We start from the raw sequence: 19,525 nt of genomic DNA, 5'->3' as shown, positions 1-19,525 counted from the left end.
GTCATGACTGACCGAGCAATTGCAGAGGCGCGAGGGGACGTAGATGCACTGATGGAGGTGGTCTCCCGATCACCGCGTGCAGAGACACCCACCTCTGTGGCTCTGGAGCAGGAGGGAATGAGTCCAACTGATCTTTATCCCCAACTCACTGATGAAGAGGCATACAGAGTCGTTGAGAGGCAGTCACGAATCGAAGCTGGACTCCCTGTCGAACGCAGTTGGCAGGATCTGATCGACCTAGCTGTACGCCTGAAGGATCCGGCTCCTTCAACGCTGGGTGAATGGAAGAGGCATCTCTCCAAGGCGATGGAGGTGGCTGGTGTTGAGTCAGTGGCTGAGGTCACCGAGGCACACGCAAGGAAGTACCGGGACCACCTGTTGGATTCAGTGGCAGCGTCGACCACCAAGACCAGGCTCAGGTATGTGAAGGCTCTGTTTGAGGTGGCAGAGGAAGAGGACTGGATTGAAAGAAACCCCTTCAACGCCATCAAGCTCAAACGGATCAAGGCCAAGAGCAAGCCAAAGGAGGTCCAGCTGCTGGATGAAGTTGACAAGCACATTCACAAACTGCCTGACCATCAACAGTTGTTGTATTGGTTGATGAAATACACCGGCTGTCACGTCTCAGAAGCAGCAGGAATCAGAGCCGACGATATTGATCTTGAGCAAGGCATCTTGCACATTCGCGAGAACGATCTTCGTCCAGTGAAGAACGCATACAGAGTCAGAGATATTCCAATCATCCCAGCCCTGAGGAAGCACATCGATGCTGTTTACCTGAAAGGAATCAAGGGATATGTTTTCCCGGGGTTGTACGAGGACAAATACAAGCGATGGGGCAATGGAATGTCATGGAACCGGAGAATTGGTGTCTCACCCAAAGCCTGCAGAGATGCAGCGACGACGGTGCTGAGAGATCACGGTGTCAATGAGTTCGTGATTGGTTCGATCCTTGGTCACACTCCAAAAAACAGCACCAACAGGTATGGCAGTGTGACGATGGATGCCAAGCGGAAGGCGTTGGAGTTGCTTGCGTTATGACATGAGTAATAAATACCCCCGCCATTGCTGACGGGGTGAACTTGTATCGAGAAAATTGATCGTCTATTATCTAGTTCATCTGAATTTAAGCTTCTTAGAAGATGTCAATTGAGTTGCTGGACTCTGCAGTTGCTCCGCTGCTTCCAAGGTCAACTATGAACCATAATTTGTTGTCTCTACTTAGAGGACTCTCTCCATTGCCACTGTATTGATCAAAGCTTTGCAGGTCCAGAGCTGAGTATATCTTCTGATTGTCTTCACCAATCTTCTCCTCAAGCCAAGCCAAAGATCGATCATCTGCCTTGCTATTGGATAACTGACTGGCAATCTGTTCGTTTGACGCTAAGAATTGAATTTCGTCTACCAGCTCAAAGTCATACGACTCTCCTGCTGCTTGTGGCGCCAGTGATCCACCCATAGCGGTCGCGACAGCAGAAGCCCGCACGTAGGACAAGGGCTTGAGAATCATTGAGTAGTTATGGCTTGCAGTTGTGAAGTTATTAATGAGCGAGTCACCAATTTTTCCGACCAGGTTCTGATAGCCAATTGCAACGAGAGTCTCGTCGCTAGCACCAACGAGAAGATCATCGGCAGAGCTTTTTTTAAGTGCGCGCTTTAGCTTCTTAAATGCTTTAGATTCCTTTATTTCTTCTATATCAATGGCATTAAGTGTAAATTGATCGGACTTCATCGCCTTTTTAATATTAACTGAGGACCAGTCAAAAACAGAGCTTTCGACTGCCTTAAAGTCTACTTTATCCCACGCAACTTTTTTGTACAATCTCTTTCTTAAATAGGGGTCTAAATTATTAATGAAAGACCAATCTAGTGAGTCAATATTGAAATCAACATTATCCTGTGCTTTTAATTGGACATAAATCTTTGCGTAATCGACCTTGGTAGAATTGATATGTTGCTTCTCTTCTTGACTAAAAGAAGACAAGTCCAATGAATCCCAATTAACGGCTTCATAGGCCTTGGCTTGAAGAGATTCTTTGGCTACAGAAATATCGCTCCAGTCGATCAATGAAGCATCAAACGAATGATTTGTAGATGCTTGCTTGTAATTGATTTTGGACCAATCTAATTTTTCCTTCTCGTCGTCACTAAGACTGTTGAACGGAATTACGGACCAATCGACATCTTTATACCAAGACTTGCTGCCATTTGCTCTAGCCCAATTCACGAAAGGAAAGACTTGGATATCTGAATTAGAGCTAGCGTCTTGAGCCTCAGCTAAGGCAGCCTGCAACGCTTTTTTTTCGTTTTCAAATGTTTGCTTTTCAGCCTGAAGTGCTTGGATTGAAGCCTCTTGTTGTTGTTTAATAGCTATGAGACTTTGATTTTCTACCTTAAAGTCATCCCGCTCCGTGACGAGAGAATTGTAGTGTTGACCAAACGGCGCATCATCTGACAGCCAGCCGCCTAGAAATGTAGGATCTTCCCCTTTTAAATCAAATTCAAAAGCGGGTGCAATAGGGTAATAATCAAACAATAATTCTGAAAACCTGTCAGAAGTACACGGTCCGTTATAGTTTTGTGTACATTCTGTCCCTCGCTTCCCACCTAATATACGCATAATATATGGATCCACTTGTTGCAAATTGTCATCTACAGATCCCAAAGCTGTGGCATCTGGCAATTTAAACGGCCAAACATAATCATAATTTGTTAAACCTGCACGACTCTCCATTAAGTTGACATCAAGGTGGGCCAGATAAATAGGCCACATCTCTGAATTACTATTATCAGCAGCAATAGTGTGTTCTTGCGCTCCAAGAAATGAATTAAGCCTTGGCTGAAGATAATCAAAAAGTGTCCCGCGAAGTTCTTTGAGGCTCATTACTGACAATCCATCTAAGATATTGGTAGCAGTGACATAACTCAGGGTCAAAAGCGAGGATTAGCTCATAAGTATCACTTGTTTCGGGTCCCATTATTCATAAATCCAATTAAACAATTTGTCGTTCATTGGCGTCCCAGCTGCACTGCGCTACAGGCTCACCCCCAGGTGCCAACCCACCAGCCTGTCGGCTTCGTCAGTGGTGAGGATTGGGTTCAGCCCCTCAAGCATCAGCTCCGTCACAGCAGGCTCACCAAAGCCGCTCGATGCCTAGATACAGCCATGCCTTGAAGGCATCAGGTTCATTGGCGCGTAGGGCAGCAACAAGTTCTCCCATCAGAACAGGGCAATGCGGGTGTCGCGGGTCATGGGTCAGTCGTGACTGCCTTGAGTGTTCCCAGCTAATCAGCCCGCTTCTGGTGCCCAGCCCACTTCCTTCTGCCAGGTCGGTGCCCAAAGCTTGCAGCGCTTCTTTAGATGCTGCCCCTGCTGCAGCTGCTTCTGCCTGAGGTTGCAGCCCACCATCGTGTGGCAGTGCTGGTCGACCCCATAGGTGCAGTGCTGGCAGGTCATACAGACCACGCCGCCTTTCCAGTTCTGCAGGTCGCGGTCATCGACGAAATCCCACTCCTCCATCACTCCTCTCTGTATCAGTATGTTTGTACTACTACAGGTCAGAGGGGATTGGCAACGGGTTCAGTCAGTCGATAGGTGTTTGAGCCAGGTGTTGCGCCAGCCATGCTTTTGGATCTCGGCCAAGACGCTTTCGATTTCAGCAACCGTGAGGTCTGAATCCATTGGTTGTCGAAGTTCCGTTTGTCCTTGCCAATCCGAGGGATCTTCGGGGGGCAGCTGTGGGTACTCAGCGAACTTGGAGCGGATCAGCATGATGGCTTCAAGGGTCCTTGCTTCGGCACGGGTGCCCCAGATTCCGTAGAAGAGTTCTGTGTAATCACCACCACCTCGGCGTTCTATGTCGTTGGAGATGCCGAAATTGTGAGCGACGCCGAAAACTTCAACCCAATAAAACGAACAGGGTTCCTCAGCTAATTCGGGGTCCTTGATGAATCCCCAGTAGGTGTCCCAGCCACGTGGTTTGCACCCACAGGAAACGATCGCGCCCCGAGTCAGATGGTCGGCACGGACTTCCACGTGTTTTCCCGTGCATTTACAGGTGCAATCCCAGTAGCAATCACCGTTCTTGCGACCACTCATTACGTGAGCAGTGAGCCAGCCAAAGATTTGGCCCGAGAGATACATGTATTGGTTTGGTCTCCGGCAGCCGCAGGCGTATGTAGGTGGCGTGTCGGTCGTTCCCTTGAGGTTGACACTGGCAATTTCAATGACGTTGCCAAAGAGATCGCATTGGGCTTTCCAACACGTGGTCTCTCCACGGTTGGCAGCTGGTGCGATGACCTTGAGATGAGAGCCCTCTGCTTGGAAGCCCATCAGGTCTTCCTTAAAAAGAGAGCTTGTGTATTCACGGTGGTAACAGCCGCAGGATCTTGTTGGAACCGGAAGGGTCTGGCTCCAGACGTTCGGGCCATAAATGGATTTTTCTTTTCCGCAGCCACCGAGATCAGGCGCACAGTAGAAGATCCAGTGCCTACTTCTCTTCGGATCAGGCTTGATTGCTCGCTGCCGTCCGTAGGTCTCACCCGTGTGATCAATGCGTTGATCTCGACTGACACGCTTGGTGGCGCACCTACGACATGAAACCTGGAACTTCCCTGTCGTCTTCACTGGCCTGAGCCGTCCAAGGGCGATCGGGTGCGTTTCCTGACCACACTCCTCGCAGAGACATGCCCACCCTTTCTTGGGCATACGCTGTAGCGGGATGAGCTTCGAGTCAGGGTGCTGACGTTCCCCGGTGATGTCGAGTACTGCAGGCATGGCATTCATCCAATCACCGATGAAGAGAGACCGCATCACTCAACTGAGGGATATGGCAGGCCAGCTTTTGGTGCCCCGCAGCCATGGTTTGTAGTGGGTCGGAGAATGGTGGGTTTGATATCAATATCTAGTCCCTGATTGGAACTATTGGTTTCTTGTGGACAAAAGACTTTTATGTCGTCAACCCGTTGCAAATTGCGTGTGTCGTGTTGCATGATTCACAAGACGTTCGAGCTATATGGTGAGTCCGGAAGAGCGGACATCGAATTTTCACCCACCCTTTTCGATAACACTCGATATGACACGAAGCACCCTGGAACAAATCTTGGCGCCCATGGAAAGTCGCATCCAATCAGATCATCCGTGGATGGCTGAAGGTGCTTTAAGAATTCATCAAGCAAACTTCTCCTTTCAATTCTCAAATTTGATACACCAATAAAAAGAGGGCTACAAGCAGACACAAGAGCGTCAAGACCCAGCGGTCAAAGGAGGAAACCTTCTACACAAGCGATTAGTAGATAGATCCGCGGTTCAGGAACAACATATGGGAATACGGAAGATCAAACAAGTATCTAGCACAAATGAAAAAACAGCTTCCAAAGAAGAAGGCAAAGTCGGAGATCAACTCAGTCATCTTGGATGGTCCTCCACCAATACAATGAATCATCAAAGACATTGAATCAGTGTCTGCTCAGACCATTGCTGTATATGCATATCTCTGGGAATCGGCCTACTGGTCCCAAAACCTAGACAGAGTAGATAAAGAATTTTGGTCGGACAGGCGAGACACAGGTGGAACAACACACTGGAGTATCGACGGCATAGCGAAACAACTGCACATCGGACATACAACAGCGGAGAAGGCAATTAACACCTTGATCAAACATGGTTTTATTCGAGTACTCCATTTCATGCCAACCAAGAAGGGAAAGAAAAAGAGAAAATTTCAAATCATTCACCCCTCTCAGATAGACAGTGTCCGAGAATCGCTTGAGATACTTGAAGAACCCTACGGTTTATGTCCACACAAGACAGTAAAGCCGATTGTTGAACCTGTTGATTTTGAGTTTGAATCATTTCTAAAGGCAGAAGAAGAGAAGTTCACAAGCAGCAAATGGCCTTATGGACCACTCCAGATCGAATGGAGCAACTTTGCTCAGCTACTAAATAAACACTTCAAATACATAGACTTGCTAGCAAAGGAAGAATGTCGATGCTCTGGCTTCTTTGGAGGTCATTAGCTTTCTTATAAGAATTTAGTGAACATGGCTACGCTTCGCTCCGCCTTATCAGTCTAAATATCTAACTTGCATCTCGTTTAAATGAAAAGAACCTTTTGATTGTCTTGCCTCGGCGATGACAATGCAGCTGGACTCGACCTTATTGACTCAGAAAAACTAATAGATGAAACAAAGGTTTGCCCTTATGAAAATGGTTGATCGCAAAGGCATGGACTCAACGCCAGCAGCTAGTCTGAACTATTGATGATGTTTACTGTTATATGGAAAGTTCTGTGTAATCATTTTTCCCAGTTGACATCTTCTATTTCTTTCTTGATGACCTTCAGCTTCTTGGTAAGCTCAATTACCTTGTCTTCATTGCCTTTTGACTTAAAATAAGACAGCCTGATTTTTTCCCATATTTGAGCCGTCAACAATTTTTCTATTGGAGTGATTGCATTGTTCATTGGCTTATTAAGAGGTCTCCAGTAGCAGCTGCTTTTTCAAGACCTATTTTTTCTGCTTCAAGTTCGTCACTTTCATCAGGAGAATCTATTTCATGAATTTCTTTCAGGCTTTGTAGGTAGGTCAGGCAATGGTATCTGATCTCCATTAACTCCTCATAACAATGATAGTCACTTGCTAGTTTCCGTAAATCATGGTCAGGTTTTATCACCGATGCTGTGAACAGTTTTAGTGCTCTTGAGTAGGTATCTGATTCATGTGAATTCATTGCTGCTAAGTTGTGCTACATGAAGGATAGGCCTCATGGCTATTGGAGATACGTGACGCCTATTACCCTTTGGCAATGGTTATCTAGGCAACAGAAATCCAAGGGTGTCTCAGATAGTTTCTGGAACCTTATTCTTTATTTATCATGTCTGCCTGGGAAAGTAATCTTAAGATGTTTACTGTTGATGAGGCTCCAAGGTTAGAGGCCCTTCACACTATTAATTGGTTGAAGACAAGGTCTGAACTCCTTCTCTCCAAGGAACTTGCTGAGGAGGCTCTTTCTTTAATTAATGAGTTTGATGACCCTTTAGGGGCTGTGTCCTGATAATGGACTGGCTTTCTGGTTTTGGATGGTCAGGGCTAATAACAGTAGCAGTGTCTGTTATCTGGGATATCTTTTTTCCACTGAACAATCTGCTAATTGCTTGCGTCTATATAGGTTCTTTTATTGCTTGGCTCGTTCTTGAAAAGCTCAATAGTAGAACAAAAAATTTCTGACATAATTTTGTTAGGTCATATGTCGAGGGTGCAAAGACACAAACGACCCCATGGGGGTGTCCGGAATGTGTGGCTTGAGGCCTGCCAGGGGGTGGATCTTCTTTCTTCCGTGACCCACCAGGTGTGGATTCAGCGGGCTTGTTGAGAATGGATCGGCGCGGCGCACAACTGTGGACAATGCAGATCCATTGCAGTCACTCACTGGGTGTCTGCTTGTGGATGTGACCATTCCACGGAGGAACGCTCAGGACCGGGTAGAATGGAGGCCAGCAAGGGTCCGATGGCCGTAACGGCACTGTTGTCACCCTGAGGAACAAAGGGAAGGAAGAGCCACCTCGCGATCCCAGGGACGCACCTCCATTTCTCATGCACGGTGCCGACGACTTTTCACGCCAAGGTCTGTGCAAAACACCAACCCTTTTGCCTCGACCTGAAAATCAGCTTCTACGAACCCATTGTGGTGATCCCCGAAACCATTCACCAATGTCATCTTTTGACCCGTTGAAATGATCCTCGCTTGTTTGCCCTGGCAGATTCATCTGCTGCATGAAACCACCCATCGAACTCTGCTCTAGGTTCCCCTTTGCTTGGATCGATCTCGCTTTACGCAACCAATGCCAAACAGTCGAATTCCTGTCTGCATACTTCTGAACGAGAATCCTTTCGTCAAGGCTGACAATCTCATTTTTAGATAAACGAGTCAAGATGCCTTGAAGTTTCAGCCTTGTCTTTGTGGTCAGCATCGGAAAATATCCGTTGGATAAATACTGGCGACGTGTGAAACTTTGTCCATAAAGTTATTGATATCGGTATAAATCTCTTTTCAGAAGTAACAGGGGTTACAGAAAGTGAGGTAAATGTTTTGTCTGATACCTACAAACTATTACGGGCTTTTTCTTGCTTGGGTAATTCCTTAGGTATACGCATTGGTAATGGCTGATGCGCTCTGCTCTGTCGATGCAGGGTTACGACAGAGGAGCTCTTGTTTTGCACCGGGCAAGAGCAACGGAATCACCATCGCTTGGCACTTGCCGGTGGTTCCGTTCGTCAAAGAAAAAGAGCCCCTGCGATCGTCAGCAAGGGCTCCGTCTCGATCCGAACAATTACGTTGGCAAGCCAAAAGCAAAGGCGTGAAGTTGGGTCAGCGAGCCCTCACCACGGTGTAGACGGTCTGTTGGTCAGTCCTCCACATCCACTGGCTTCTCGCTCAGCCAATACACACCCTTGAATCGCTTTTTGGCGAGCTTCTGAAAGGCCGACATTTCCATGTGAATCGTCGCCTTGAACTCAACGTTCAGCTCCTCTCCGTCATGGGCACTCCGAACTGTTGTGACCATCTCTCTCCCTTCGTGGTCATCGGGGTTGATGGAGAAATGTCCCGGCGCACACATAGCCATAAGTGGTTTGCAACTGCATTCACCATCCCTGCAGCGACGGGGTGAGCACATCCCTCAATGAGGTGATTTCCGGCGTCTGCTGTATCCCTCAACTGGTTATGCCGTGATGGTTTGGTGAGCTCTTTCATTGATCCGTGACTCTGTCCTCGGTCGTTCACTTCCGACACAAGAGGTCTCTCTTTCCAGTGGATAGCTCGGTGCATATTCCGAAATGACAGAATGCTGAGATCGCCTGCCACCACTGGATCGTAAAGATATGCTGCAGTTCAGCAAAAACTCCAAGAGTCCTTGCCACTGATTCGAAAAGGCGTTGGTCAAGAAATCTCCTCGATTGGGCCGGGGGAGTCCCCTCAGCGCACAGCTGGCTGGAAACGATCGCTGTCGATCGCTGGCATCAGGAACAGCTTGGCCATTTCGGCACCATTTCCGATCCAGAAGGGCAGCTTGCGGAGCACTTTCAGAGGAGCGATGGCATCGCTGGCATCAGCCTTTTCCAATGCGGCGTTGTTGGACACCAGCCGTTCGAGGCGTGTCCAGAACTTGTCGTTGTTCACATCAAGAACAACGGGGAAAACGCGCGCAGACGTTTCGTTGGTCTTCTCGATCACCATCTTGTCGTAGGTGCGAGCGTCCAATCCGAGAGCCTCGTAGAACTCCTTGCGAGCCACGTCGCGCACGTACATGGTGGCGAACACCGCCAGCAGGAAGAAGCGGCACCAGAGTTTGGCGATGGGGCCACGAACAGTGTCCGGTTGGGCCTTCATCAGGGCATCAAAGAAATCACCATGACGGTTTTCGTCCTGACACCAGTTCTCAAAGAAGTTGAAGATTGGGAAGATCTTGCTGTCGGGGTTCTTTTCGAGGTGGCGGTAAATGGCGATGTAACGCCAGTAGCCGATCTTTTCAGACAGGTAGGTGGCGTAGAAGATGAATTTCGGTTTGAAGAACGTGTAGTCCTTGTTCGCGGTCAGGAAGCCGAGATCCAGCTGCATGCCGAAATCACTCATCGACTTGTTGAGGAAGCCGGCGTGGCGAGCTTCATCCCGAGCCATGTGAGCAAAGCACTCGGCCAGAAGGGGGTTCTTCGCCTTAATGCGGCGGCTCAGTTCCTTGTAGAGCAGGAATCCTGAAAATTCCGATGTGCAGCTCTGCTCAAGGAATTCGATGAACACCTTGCGGGTTTCAGGATCCAGCTTGTCCGCAGCACCCTCGAACTCCTCATTACGAACGAAGTGGTGGCGGTTGTAATCCTTCCTGAACTCTTCACAGATGGCTTCCAGTTCAGCCTCATTGGGCTGAAGGTCCATTGCCGCCATCGCTTCGAAATCGGTGGTGTAGAAGCGAGGGGTCAGGATTGTGTCCTTGACAGGATCCTTGATGGCTACAGCGCTGCCTTCGGCCACGGCGGTGGGAGGGACCATCAGATGCGGTTCACGATCCTGCCAATGTAGGCGTGCCAGCCCAACCCTCGAGGCCGATGCGGGCGGTTAGTTACCTCCCAGCCACTTTTGGCCGTTGAGCCGTTGCAAGAGACGGGAAACGAGCAGGGGCAAAGACATCCGCTTCTCATCGATCAGAAAGCTCTCCAGCAGCGTTGGCTCGCTGCCGGCATCAGCAAGAGCAATCACTTTGGAACTATTTATGTCGGCCTTGGAGAAGCAGACCCAGAAGCGGCGGCCCCCTGGAAGCTCACCAACCACCATTGGACATTCACCACCGACGACGGGACGCTGCCCATCCACGCGCTCGAGCCGATCAGCGGTGATGTCATGTTCGGCCAACTGTTTCGCGACTGCCGGCAAAAACAGTGTGTCGATGAATTCAGGGAAGGGCTTGTCCTCCGGCTTGGGCGGCTTCGCTTTCGGCGCCGCTTTGGCAGGGGCCTCTTGACCTGAAGACTGCTTCTCGACTGGGGTTTCGCTCACCGATCCAGCATTGCTGGAGCAACTGTAAGCAGCTTGGTGCGCTGCTTACCAGTTCGCCTCCGGATCATCTCCCCAATCAGTGAACTCCTGAGAAGGAGAGCCCACGGCTGAAGTGCCTGATGAAGCGTCTGACTGCGGGGGGACTGACGAAGAACGTTGAATCACGCGGTAGGCCACAGACACCGTTGGAGCCGGTTCTCTCACATCTCGTTCGGGGCCTGGGTTTGTGCTGGATCTGGGTGTCGGTTCGTAGTCGGTGTAACCCCTCTCCTCAAACTCCGGTTGAACAGGGGAACGCCTCTGGCGACTCAGAGGACGCTCCACTGGGGAGACCAAAACCGCTGCAACAGCGGCTCCGGCCGCACCACCAACGCCAGCCAGCGCTGTCCACGCCCCAACGGGGAGCGGAGGTGTTGTCCAAACCAGCAGACGGATCCGGGTCTTGTCTCCGACATTCGTGGCCGAAAGAACCAGCAACGCCAGCAGTGGCGCCAGGCAGGGAATCAGCAGCAGCCGCTGAAACATGCTCATTCCAGGGGGCCCTGCCAGCGCTTCAGGGGTGCAAGGTCCTCCTCCAGGCCGTCGAACAGGCGCACCACCAGAAAGTCCACCATCTCCTCCAAGGAATCGGGCCGGGTATACCAGGCTGGAATGGGAGCGGCAATGGTGGCTCCAGCTTCAGCGAGGCCGGTGAGGTTGCGGAGGTGAATCAGGTTGAAAGGCATCTCCCGTGGAGCAATCACCAGGGGCCGACGCTCCTTGAGATGCACATCCGCACAACGTTCGATCAGATCTGCGGCGATACCGGCATGGATCCGCCCGACGGTTCCCATGCTGCAGGGAACGATGACCATCGCCCGGGTTCTGTAGCTGCCACTGGCAATGCAGGCAGCCTGATCATTCCAGCGATGACAGGTGAGCTCGCCACTCTCCACCGATAGCCTCTCTCGCCAGAACGCACGTTGTTTCAGGGGATCAACAGGGATCGTCAGGCCCTGTTCCGCACGAAACACCTCATGGGCACCATGGCTGAGCACAAGATGCACCGAGCGCCCGCGCTGCAGCAGCAGCTGTAGGGCACGCTCGGCCAGGGGTTGAGCGGATGCACCGGTGACTGCCAGAACGTAGGGATGCATCACTCAGCGCTCGCTGAGGGCAACGGGCAGCGGCTCCGAGGATTCAGGCGCTGAGGATTCAGGTTCCGTGGAGCCATTGGAACCCTGGCTGATGACCTCAAGGTCGATCTGGTTGCGCAGAACATCCACATTGATCACGCGCACCTGTACGGCGTCGCCAAGTTGATAGGTCTGACGGTTCTTGCGCCCGACCAAGCGATTCTGGCGTGATCTGTATTCGTACCAGTCATCGTTGAGGGAGCTCACATGCACCAGTCCTTCAACGCGACTTTCACCAACTTCCACGAAAAAGCCATAGCTCTGCACACCACTGATGCGCCCTTCCACCTGTTCGCCGATCAGGGGTTGGGCTGAACGGGCCTGGATCATCGACAGCAGATCCTTTTCCAGTTCCAACACCTGACGCCGTCGTGTGTTGAGCCGCTGCACGGTGCGCTCGTTCACCAATCCGTTCAACTTCTCGTCCTGGGATGCGGTGAACAGGGGCCACGTGAGATCAGCACCGGCACCCTTGAGGCCAAGCTTCAGACGCGTCTTGTGACGGACGGTTGGACGATCCTTGGCATCGGTCAGCAGCGCAACGATCACCTGTTGATTCACCAGGTGGGCGTAGTGCTGGGTGGCACAGGTCCATGGCGTCAGTGAGCTGTTCCGGCATGTCGCAGCAACCTCGTCCCCATCGGAATCTGCTGCCGCAGGGGGGGCCTCTGTAGATGCCACAAGGGTGAGAGGTGGCAGGGCGTGACTGAGTTGTTGTTCCAGCACCCGGCGCTGACTGCTGTCTTTGAACACCTGAACCAGCTCCGAAGCTGATGGACAGCCGTCGTCATCCAGTTCAAGGGGAAGATCCAGGGCAATGGCTGTCTTTGCCACATCGGTGAGCACGCTGCCATCGGGTTCATCCGCCTCAACGGTGATGCCCGGCAGTTGGAGCTCGAGTCGTTGTGCGGTCCACGCACGGTCGGCGGCCCTCAACAGAGGCTGAAGGAACGCATGGGGGTCGACAGGGTTGAACGCATCAACCCAGCGATGCCGCAACCCGGAGGGATCTGCGCTGCAGAGGTCACCAAGGGCCTCCAGCTGTGGAGGGCAGAGATCGAGCTGCACAAGCCCGTTGGCACGCTCCTGCTCCAACAACAGCGTGCTGCAGAAGCGCAGGGTCTCCAGCTGACCGAGTTGGTCTTTGATCGGCTTGAGGGCGGTCGGGACGCTGCGCGCCTTGGGTTTGCGTTCCGCAAGGGCGACCAACTGATCGGCGCTCACCTCGGCGACGGGGCGCACCGTGCTGAGCATGAACTCCCAGTCGCTCACCTCACCGTTGGCAGAGACGTCGAGCCGAACGCTGATGGCATCAGCCTCGGACCCGGCCGAGAAGCTGGTGGCCTTTTGGAGGGCCGGAGTGAGAAGAGGTTGCCAGACTTCACCGAGGCAAAGGGCTTCACCGCGGTCGCGCAGGCAGGCATCGAGGCTGTTGCCCAGACCGATCCGCTCGCCCACGCTGGGCGCATGGACCCAGAGGCGACAACCGCCGTCCCTGGCTTCAACGTGCACGGCAGGTAACCCCGGTGCATCGTCCTGACTCCATCCTTTGAGCAGCAGCGACGGTTGTGCGGTGAGGTCGACCCGTCCTTTGGACGCAGGGGTTTTGCCAGAGCTCCTGGGTGCCGTTGGACGGTCCTGGAGACCAACCTTGGTCAGCAGCAGGTCCCGGTCGGCTGCTGGTCCGCCATTGAGCGGGAGAGATCGCACAACGTGGCCGGCCGCAGGATGCTGGGCCACGGGGTAGCGATCGATGCGCACCTCGACAACGCTGGAGACCTCATCACCGGGCAGATGCTTGGAATCCTCTGCTAGCAGCTCAATGCCGGCAAGCACTCTGTCGTCCAAGGGGGAGGCGAGCAGCTGGTCGCTCTGCTGCTCCACCTGAGCCAGGAGAGATTGCGTGGCCCGTTCCAGGATGCATTGCACACCTCCTTCAGGAGAGCGGCGGCGTCCGCCCTCCCGCGTCACCCGCACCAGCACACGATCGCCATTCCAGGCGTGGTTCAGCTGATGGTCACGGATGTAGATGTCCTCGCCGCCGTCGTCGCGAATGGCGAAGCAGAAGCCTTTGCTGCTGCAACGCAGGCGAGCATCAATCAGATCACTCTCCTGGGGCCGTGTGAGACCACCCTCACTGGTCTTTTCGATCACACCGATTTTCATCAGTGATGAAACGGCAAGCTCAAGCGCCGCTTTATCCGTCTTGTTGCTGAGCTTGAGGATCTTGGCCAGTTGGTCGGGCTCAGAGGAGTGCCCCGTTGAGAGCTGATCCAGCAGATCGGCAACCGTAAATTTCATCGTGGCGTGCGCAGAAACCGACCATCAGGGCCGGGAGAGAGGGAAGGGGTGGTCGACGCTCTTCAGCAGGCCGTGCAGAGTCAGCCCTTCAAAGATCACTTTAGGACTCAGAAGTTGGATCCCCGTCCGAGTTGGCTTCACCATCACGGACGAGAGGAACCAGCAAGCGGCCACCGATCACGAGGAAACCAACGGAAGCCAGCAGTTGAAGCAGATCGCTGGGAATCACGGTTGCAACGGAACCACCGGCGAAGGCCCCCAGCAAACTGGCCAGAACCAACGCCGATGATGAGCCGAGAAACACGGCCAGGGGGCGATTGGACGTGCCACTGATGGCAACGGTGGCCAGTTGGGTCTTGTCACCGAGTTCGGCAAGGAACACGGTCAAGAACGTGGAGATCAGAAGGGGAAAATCCATCGTCAGCTCGCTGCATTGAGCCAAAGGGAGCTGGCGGCCTGAAGACCGAGCCAGATGCCGAGCGCCACCATCAGCACCCCAGCCATCAGTTCAAGACGCTCAGGCGGAAGGGTTTTGGCCAACCATTGACCGACGAGAACGCCCACAAGGCTGGATGAAATCAATGCCAGCGCGGCACCGATGAACACCAGAACAGGAGAGCCGGACTGGGCCGAGAGCAACAGCGTTGCCAACTGGGTTTTGTCGCCCAGTTCAGCCACAAACACTGTGGTGAAGGTGCTGAACAACACGGCAGCAAAACTGCGCGACTCAGGGCTTGTTTGCTCACTCGTCAACAGAACCTCCTGCGGTCTGAGCGCGCTTGAACCTACGCATCACGCCACTGCGGCCGCCATAGGTGCTGCGGATCTGTTGTTGGCAACAGGTGATGGCGAAGGCATCGAACTGATCATCGGGAACGTCAAAAAGACGGCCCAGACCACTGACACGACAGAAATCAGGACGCTCCTCATAAATCCTGCAGCGCTGACTGCCCGTGTCGTAGTGGATGCACCAGCCATCAGGGCCAACCATGGCCAGATAGGTGCGTTGTTGCTCTTCGTCCAAGGCTGCCAGGGCATCAGCCCGTTCCTCCGGAGCGAGTCGGCAACAGGCCCCACAGTGTTTGATGCAGGTCCATTGCGGCGTCTCTCGGCTCATGATTGAAGCTGTGACAAGCCATCACAGAGATCAGAACCAATCCGTCGCTCTTGGGACAGAGCCTCGTAGCCTGGGAGGCGTAACGATTTTGGACAGCGCTGCATCGCCATGGGCTTTGACATTCACCTGATCGCCAACTTTGCCGCCCTGGCGATGATCACCATTGCCGGTCCCGCTGTCATCTTCATCCTCTTCTACCGCCGCGGCGCACTCTGATCGCCTCGTTTTAAGGACGTAGCCCCAACCCAAGGCAGGCTTCCTCGATCAACTGAATCACCCGCTGATCCCTCGCCAGATCGTTGTCGCTGGTGAGGGATTGTTCTTGTTGAATGCTCGCCTGAAGCGTCTCACCCTTGCCATTGGTGAGCTTCAGACCTGAGGTTTCCGTTAATTGGGCGGTGTACTGCCGTGAGCCGCGGTCGATCAACACCAACGCCGTATGGGCACGGATGGCTTTGAGCTCCAGCTGAAGACGCTGTTCACCCTGCCAACGGTTGATCGAAATGCTGTAAGCCACGTCACAGCATGCGGGAACAGGCGCCGCTGGATCCCATCGCCAGGCGATGGCGCGACGCTCATTTTCACCCTGGCGCAGCGTCAGGGCCAGATGTCCTCCTTTGAGATCGCGCCGATCCTCGACGCTCACCCCCCGCGACCAGAACAGGGGTTTGGGATGACCGATGCCGAAGGGGGCCAGGGATTGCAGGTGGCGCCACAGATCCCAGTTCACATCTTTCAACTGCAGCAGAGCGTCAGGCTGCACAGGACGCCCCTGGGCCTGGGTCATCAACCAGCCATCGGCTTCGGCGCAGAGGCGCTCATGCAGGGCATGCACGAATTCCGCTTTAACGGTGAACCCCCCGGCAGCGGGATGGCCTCCAAAGCGGGTCAGTAGATTACTGCAATTGGAGAGGGCACGATCCACCGCGAAGCCGATGGGTCCCCGTACCGAAGCCCGCAGACTTCCATCTCCATCACCGGCCAGAAGAGCGGTGGGGCGGTGATAGCGCTCCATCAGCCGCGCAGCAACAATGCCAATCACCCCGTGGTGCCAGTGGCTTTGCGCCAACAGCAGGAATGAGGGGAGAGCGTCACTGGACTCCGCTTCCACCAGCGCCACGGCCTCCGCTTCAATCGCGTCGCAGAGATCCCGTCGCTGGCGGTTGTAATCATCACAACGGCGTGCGAGGGCCATGGCTGAATCGGGATCTTCAGCCGTGAGCAGATCCACCACAAGCCTCGGTTCCCCAAGGCGGCCCACTGCATTGATGCGCGGTGCAAGCTGAAACCCGATGTCTTCGGCCGTCAGCGCACGTTCCCCGAGACCCGCCAGGCGCTGAAGCGCTTGCACGCCCTTGCACTCGGAGCGATGCAGATGGTTCAGCCCCTCCAGCAACCAACTGCGGTTGGCCCCCACCAGAGGAGCCATATCGGCCACCGTGCCGATGCAAAACAGATCCCGGGCCACGCGGATCGCTTCTGGTTTGTTCAGCACATCGGCAACGGCATGGGCCAGCACATAGGCCAGCCCCACACCGGCGAGTCCGCGGTAAGGCGAGTCCTCCGGGGTGGTGGCCGGATGAATGAGCGCAGTCATGGGCGGCCGTTGCGCCGGGATCGTGTGGTGATCGGTCACGATCACCTGCATCGACAAACTTGCGGCCAGTTCGAGGGCTTCCCTCGCGGCAACACCGTTATCAACGGTGACCAGTAATCGCACGCCATCGTCGTAGAGCCGCTGCACCATGGCGGGATTGAGGCCATATCCCTCCTCCATCCGCGAGGGAATAGCGGGTTCCGGCTCAGCACCCAACGGGGCCAACGCCCGCAGTAACAACGCAGTGCTGGTCATCCCATCGGCGTCGTAATCACCACAGATGGCGACGCGTTCACGGGAACGGCAGGCCGCTACCAAGCGCGTACAGGCCTGCTCGAGATCGGGGAAATGATCACGTGTGGGCGGTAGATCACCAGGGGAGAGAAAACTCTCGGCCTCGGATGTTGAGCTGAATCCCCTGCGCCGCAGCACACAGCGCAGCGACAGCGGCAAATCAAGCCCTTGCAATGGCGATGGTTCCACCACGGCTGGAAGGGACCAGGACCAATGCAGCGGAACAGCCGGCAAGGGAATGCAACAGGCGGTGATGTCCCAGCATTGTGCCGTTGCTGCTCCTCAAGGTGAACAGGCTTTCAGCGGTCTTCTGGGATGTGGATGGCACCTTGGCCGACACGGAAATGGACGGTCATCGACCGGCCTTCAACCTGGCCTTCCAGGAACTGGATCTTCCCTTTGTTTGGGATGAATCGCTCTACAACAGGCTGCTGGCGATTCCTGGCGGGCTGCGCAGGGTGAAACTCCACGCTGAAACATGTGGGGTGCATCTCAGCCAGAACCAACTGGACCAGGTGCGTGATCGCAAACGCGTCCATTACCTGGAACGGGTCCGCCAAGGGCATGTGCATCTCCGTCCCGGAGTGAAGAGGCTTTTGCAGGAGTTGAACAGGGCCGGCGTGCAGCAGTGGATCGTCACCTCCAGCGGATCGGCCTCGGTGATGGCTCTGCTGGAACAGATCCAGAAGCAAATCCCCAGCTTCGATGGGGTGGTGACATCGGATGACGTTGCTTCGGGAAAGCCAGCACCGGACGGCTACCGACTCGCTCTCGAACGCAGTGGGGCCAACAGTGCTGCCAGCCTTGCCATCGAAGATTCTGCGGCAGGTCTTTCGGCGGCAAGAGCTGCAGGTCTGCGTTGTCTTCTGACCCCTTCCCCCTGGGATGCCGATGCTCTGCGTGAGTCCGGAGGCGAGGCTGCTGCGGTGTTGAATCACCTGGGGGACCCTGGACAGCCAGCAACCGTGCTTTCCGGTGCCTCTTGCCAGGAGGGAGCAGTAACGCTGAAGTATCTGGTGTCCCTGCTGTCGGTGCCGGATCGATGAGCTCAATCCAGCGCACACGTCTGGCGGGGCTTCAGAACGCGTGGGGCGCTGGGATCCGGCGGTCCTGGTCTGGCCCCTGGTGGCGTCGCAGCGCTTCGTTGCTGCTGCTGCTGTTCGGATTTTTCATCGGCAGCAACCTTCCCGTCTACATCCTGGATGCTGTTGAACTCAGGACGTACACAGCGTTCTATGCCCTCATCGCCTGTGAATTAATGGTTCTTGGGCGCCGTCGTCTTCCCTGGCTGGACAACCTCCGTCTTGGATTCGTTTACGCCGTTGTTCTGGAGGCGTTCAAAGTTGGATCCTGAGGGCCACCGCGTCATCCCCAGCAAGGATCAGCAGCGGTTGCTGCAGCATCTCGAGTTGGGCGACCTTCAGAGTTGGTCTGCACTGCAGCGCAACTCTGGGTGGCATCGGGTCGCCATCGATCACTGGCATCCTCAGGCGACACCGGATTGGCTCTGGTCTGTTGGTCTGCCGCTTCTGAACCTGGGCCAGCAATGGCAGGGACAACGCCGACTGCTCGGATTCAGTGCTTTGCCAGGTTGCGGGAAAACCACCCTTGGGCAGTGGATTGAAGCTGCCGCACGGGCACTTCACCTCTCGATCCAGGTGGTTTCGCTCGATGACTTTTATTTCGAGGCCGAACGGCTTGATGCGGCGATGCAGGGCAACCCCTGGGGTGTGCCTCGCGCGCTTCCTGGCAGCCATGACCTGGAGCTCCTGCAGGAGTGTCTTCAGACATGGCGACAGGGTGAGAACGTTCTGATGCCCTGCTTCGACAAAGCCAAACGCCATGGCCGAGGAGATCGAAGCGGTTGGCGCCGTTGCGATGCCGACTTGCTGATTTTTGAGGGTTGGTTTGTGGGCTGCAGCCCAAATGCCGACGCAACTGCGGATGAGCCCCATCTCGAGAGCCCCCTAACGGCGCAGGAGTTGGAGTGGCGCCTGAAGCTGCAACCCGTGCTCGCCCACTACGAACCCACCTGGAGGTGTTTCGATCAACTCTGGCAACTGCGAGCAACCGACTTCAACGCGCCTTGGCGATGGAAGCGCCAACAGGAAGCCACCCTTGAAGCGGAACGCGGTGCGTCACTACCGAATGCCGACTTGCATCGTTTTATCCGCATGATTATCTGCTCGCTGCCATCGAGCAGTTTTCACACCATGCGAGCGGATGTTGTTGTGGAGGTGGATCCGGATCGAACTCTGCGGCGGATCCACCTCCCGAGTTCGACTCAGGATTCGCCGTCTTCGGACTCACTCACCGGATAAACAAAACCCTGGGCGCGGCCACTCAGCACAGACTTGCCGATGGACATGGCGCGCTGGGCGGCAACGGCTGCCTTGGCCTTCCAGGTGGCGCTGCGCTGGTTGCGCTTGGCCTTGGATGTTTTCTTCTTCGGGACGGCCATTGCGCCTGGTGAATTTCCAAACCGAGATTGT

At 54.4% G+C, this 19,525-nt stretch carries 21 protein-coding genes; 6 read left to right on the top strand and 15 right to left on the bottom strand.

Going from position 1 to position 19,525, the window contains the following annotated elements:
• The first annotated feature begins 3 nt into the window (after nt 1-3).
• Nucleotides 4-1,041: a site-specific integrase gene (locus SynRS9902_RS07505; RefSeq protein WP_222929447.1), complete on the top strand. Its 1,038-nt coding sequence runs from the start codon at nt 4-6 to the stop codon at nt 1,039-1,041.
• A gap of 94 nt (nt 1,042-1,135) precedes the next feature.
• Here SynRS9902_RS07505 and SynRS9902_RS07500 read toward each other — a convergent pair whose 3' ends face one another.
• From SynRS9902_RS07500 to SynRS9902_RS07485, 3 genes are all read right to left on the bottom strand, one after another.
• Nucleotides 1,136-2,935: a hypothetical protein gene (locus tag SynRS9902_RS07500; RefSeq protein ID WP_186508615.1), complete on the bottom strand. Its 1,800-nt coding sequence runs from the start codon at nt 2,933-2,935 to the stop codon at nt 1,136-1,138.
• Nucleotides 2,936-3,289: 354 nt separating this feature from the next.
• Nucleotides 3,290-3,520, bottom strand: coding sequence for a hypothetical protein (locus SynRS9902_RS07490; protein WP_186508613.1), 231 nt, complete (start codon nt 3,518-3,520; stop codon nt 3,290-3,292).
• A 60-nt stretch (nt 3,521-3,580) separates the two neighbouring features.
• Entirely contained in the window at nt 3,581-4,813 is a 1,233-nt protein-coding gene (locus SynRS9902_RS07485) for a hypothetical protein (RefSeq protein ID WP_186508611.1), read from the bottom strand.
• Nucleotides 4,814-5,460: 647 nt separating this feature from the next.
• On the opposite strand from SynRS9902_RS07485, the gene SynRS9902_RS07480 reads away from it, so the two are divergent.
• The gene (locus SynRS9902_RS07480; RefSeq protein WP_186508609.1) at nt 5,461-6,018 is read left to right on the top strand and encodes a hypothetical protein; all 558 of its coding nucleotides are present in this window, start codon (nt 5,461-5,463) and stop codon (nt 6,016-6,018) included.
• A 442-nt stretch (nt 6,019-6,460) separates the two neighbouring features.
• On the opposite strand, the gene SynRS9902_RS07470 is transcribed toward SynRS9902_RS07480, so the two are convergent.
• From SynRS9902_RS07470 to SynRS9902_RS07425, 10 genes are all read right to left on the bottom strand, one after another.
• Nucleotides 6,461-6,730, bottom strand: a complete 270-nt coding sequence (locus SynRS9902_RS07470) for a hypothetical protein (protein ID WP_186508605.1) — start codon at nt 6,728-6,730, stop codon at nt 6,461-6,463.
• A 1,675-nt stretch (nt 6,731-8,405) separates the two neighbouring features.
• Nucleotides 8,406-8,564: a hypothetical protein gene (locus SynRS9902_RS07465; protein WP_186508603.1), complete on the bottom strand. Its 159-nt coding sequence runs from the start codon at nt 8,562-8,564 to the stop codon at nt 8,406-8,408.
• 410 nt (nt 8,565-8,974) lie between these two features.
• A complete protein-coding gene (gene acsF / locus SynRS9902_RS07460; RefSeq protein WP_186508601.1) occupies nt 8,975-10,045 on the bottom strand; it encodes a magnesium-protoporphyrin IX monomethyl ester (oxidative) cyclase in 1,071 nt (356 codons plus the stop codon).
• A gap of 66 nt (nt 10,046-10,111) precedes the next feature.
• The gene (locus SynRS9902_RS07455; protein WP_186508600.1) at nt 10,112-10,549 is read right to left on the bottom strand and encodes a DUF2996 domain-containing protein; all 438 of its coding nucleotides are present in this window, start codon (nt 10,547-10,549) and stop codon (nt 10,112-10,114) included.
• Nucleotides 10,550-10,594: 45 nt separating this feature from the next.
• Nucleotides 10,595-11,080 (bottom strand): hypothetical protein, encoded by a 486-nt coding sequence (locus SynRS9902_RS07450; protein WP_186508598.1) that lies wholly within the window; start codon nt 11,078-11,080, stop codon nt 10,595-10,597.
• On the bottom strand, nt 11,077-11,685 hold the full coding sequence (locus SynRS9902_RS07445; protein ID WP_115132609.1) for a flavin prenyltransferase UbiX: 609 nt from the start codon (nt 11,683-11,685) through the stop codon (nt 11,077-11,079). The genes SynRS9902_RS07450 and SynRS9902_RS07445 overlap by 4 nt, the downstream gene beginning before the upstream one ends.
• Before the next feature lie 3 nt (nt 11,686-11,688).
• Nucleotides 11,689-14,025, bottom strand: a complete 2,337-nt coding sequence (locus tag SynRS9902_RS07440) for an RNB domain-containing ribonuclease (protein WP_186508596.1) — start codon at nt 14,023-14,025, stop codon at nt 11,689-11,691.
• A 100-nt stretch (nt 14,026-14,125) separates the two neighbouring features.
• Nucleotides 14,126-14,443: a TMEM165/GDT1 family protein gene (locus tag SynRS9902_RS07435; RefSeq protein WP_186508594.1), complete on the bottom strand. Its 318-nt coding sequence runs from the start codon at nt 14,441-14,443 to the stop codon at nt 14,126-14,128.
• A gap of 2 nt (nt 14,444-14,445) precedes the next feature.
• Nucleotides 14,446-14,778, bottom strand: a complete 333-nt coding sequence (locus SynRS9902_RS07430; protein ID WP_115009029.1) for a TMEM165/GDT1 family protein — start codon at nt 14,776-14,778, stop codon at nt 14,446-14,448.
• Nucleotides 14,768-15,142 carry a YkgJ family cysteine cluster protein gene (locus tag SynRS9902_RS07425; protein ID WP_186508592.1) on the bottom strand — a complete coding sequence of 125 codons (375 nt, stop codon included), beginning with the start codon at nt 15,140-15,142 and terminating at the stop codon, nt 14,768-14,770. The genes SynRS9902_RS07430 and SynRS9902_RS07425 overlap by 11 nt, the downstream gene beginning before the upstream one ends.
• Nucleotides 15,143-15,250: 108 nt before the next feature.
• Between SynRS9902_RS07425 and psb30 the strand changes: the two genes are divergently transcribed.
• Nucleotides 15,251-15,358 (top strand): photosystem II reaction center protein Ycf12/Psb30, encoded by a 108-nt coding sequence (gene psb30, locus SynRS9902_RS07420; RefSeq protein ID WP_025362280.1) that lies wholly within the window; start codon nt 15,251-15,253, stop codon nt 15,356-15,358.
• 10 nt (nt 15,359-15,368) lie between these two features.
• Here psb30 and recJ read toward each other — a convergent pair whose 3' ends face one another.
• Nucleotides 15,369-17,267 (bottom strand): single-stranded-DNA-specific exonuclease RecJ, encoded by a 1,899-nt coding sequence (gene recJ / locus SynRS9902_RS07415; protein WP_186508591.1) that lies wholly within the window; start codon nt 17,265-17,267, stop codon nt 15,369-15,371.
• A 32-nt stretch (nt 17,268-17,299) separates the two neighbouring features.
• Here recJ and SynRS9902_RS07410 point away from each other — a divergent pair, with 32 nt between their 5' ends.
• Genes SynRS9902_RS07410 through SynRS9902_RS07400 form a run of 3 tightly spaced genes read left to right on the top strand, consistent with a single transcriptional unit; the run spans nt 17,300 to nt 19,354 of the window.
• Nucleotides 17,300-18,079, top strand: coding sequence for an HAD-IA family hydrolase (locus SynRS9902_RS07410; RefSeq protein WP_186508589.1), 780 nt, complete (start codon nt 17,300-17,302; stop codon nt 18,077-18,079).
• Nucleotides 18,076-18,387: a DUF565 domain-containing protein gene (locus SynRS9902_RS07405; protein WP_115082266.1), complete on the top strand. Its 312-nt coding sequence runs from the start codon at nt 18,076-18,078 to the stop codon at nt 18,385-18,387. Before SynRS9902_RS07410 ends, SynRS9902_RS07405 begins: the two co-directional genes overlap by 4 nt.
• Nucleotides 18,377-19,354: a phosphoribulokinase gene (locus tag SynRS9902_RS07400; RefSeq protein ID WP_186508587.1), complete on the top strand. Its 978-nt coding sequence runs from the start codon at nt 18,377-18,379 to the stop codon at nt 19,352-19,354. Before SynRS9902_RS07405 ends, SynRS9902_RS07400 begins: the two co-directional genes overlap by 11 nt.
• Here SynRS9902_RS07400 and rpmF read toward each other — a convergent pair.
• The gene (gene rpmF / locus SynRS9902_RS07395) at nt 19,318-19,494 is read right to left on the bottom strand and encodes a 50S ribosomal protein L32 (protein WP_006851068.1); all 177 of its coding nucleotides are present in this window, start codon (nt 19,492-19,494) and stop codon (nt 19,318-19,320) included. The two genes, SynRS9902_RS07400 and rpmF, sit on opposite strands and share 37 nt — an antisense overlap.
• Between the last annotated feature and the right edge of the window lie 31 nt (nt 19,495-19,525).

Source organism: Synechococcus sp. RS9902 (assembly GCF_014279635.1).
GTDB lineage: Bacteria > Cyanobacteriota > Cyanobacteriia > PCC-6307 > Cyanobiaceae > Parasynechococcus.
The sequence above is the reverse complement of the archived record's forward strand: the minus strand, read 5'-3'. Positions and strand labels throughout refer to the sequence as shown.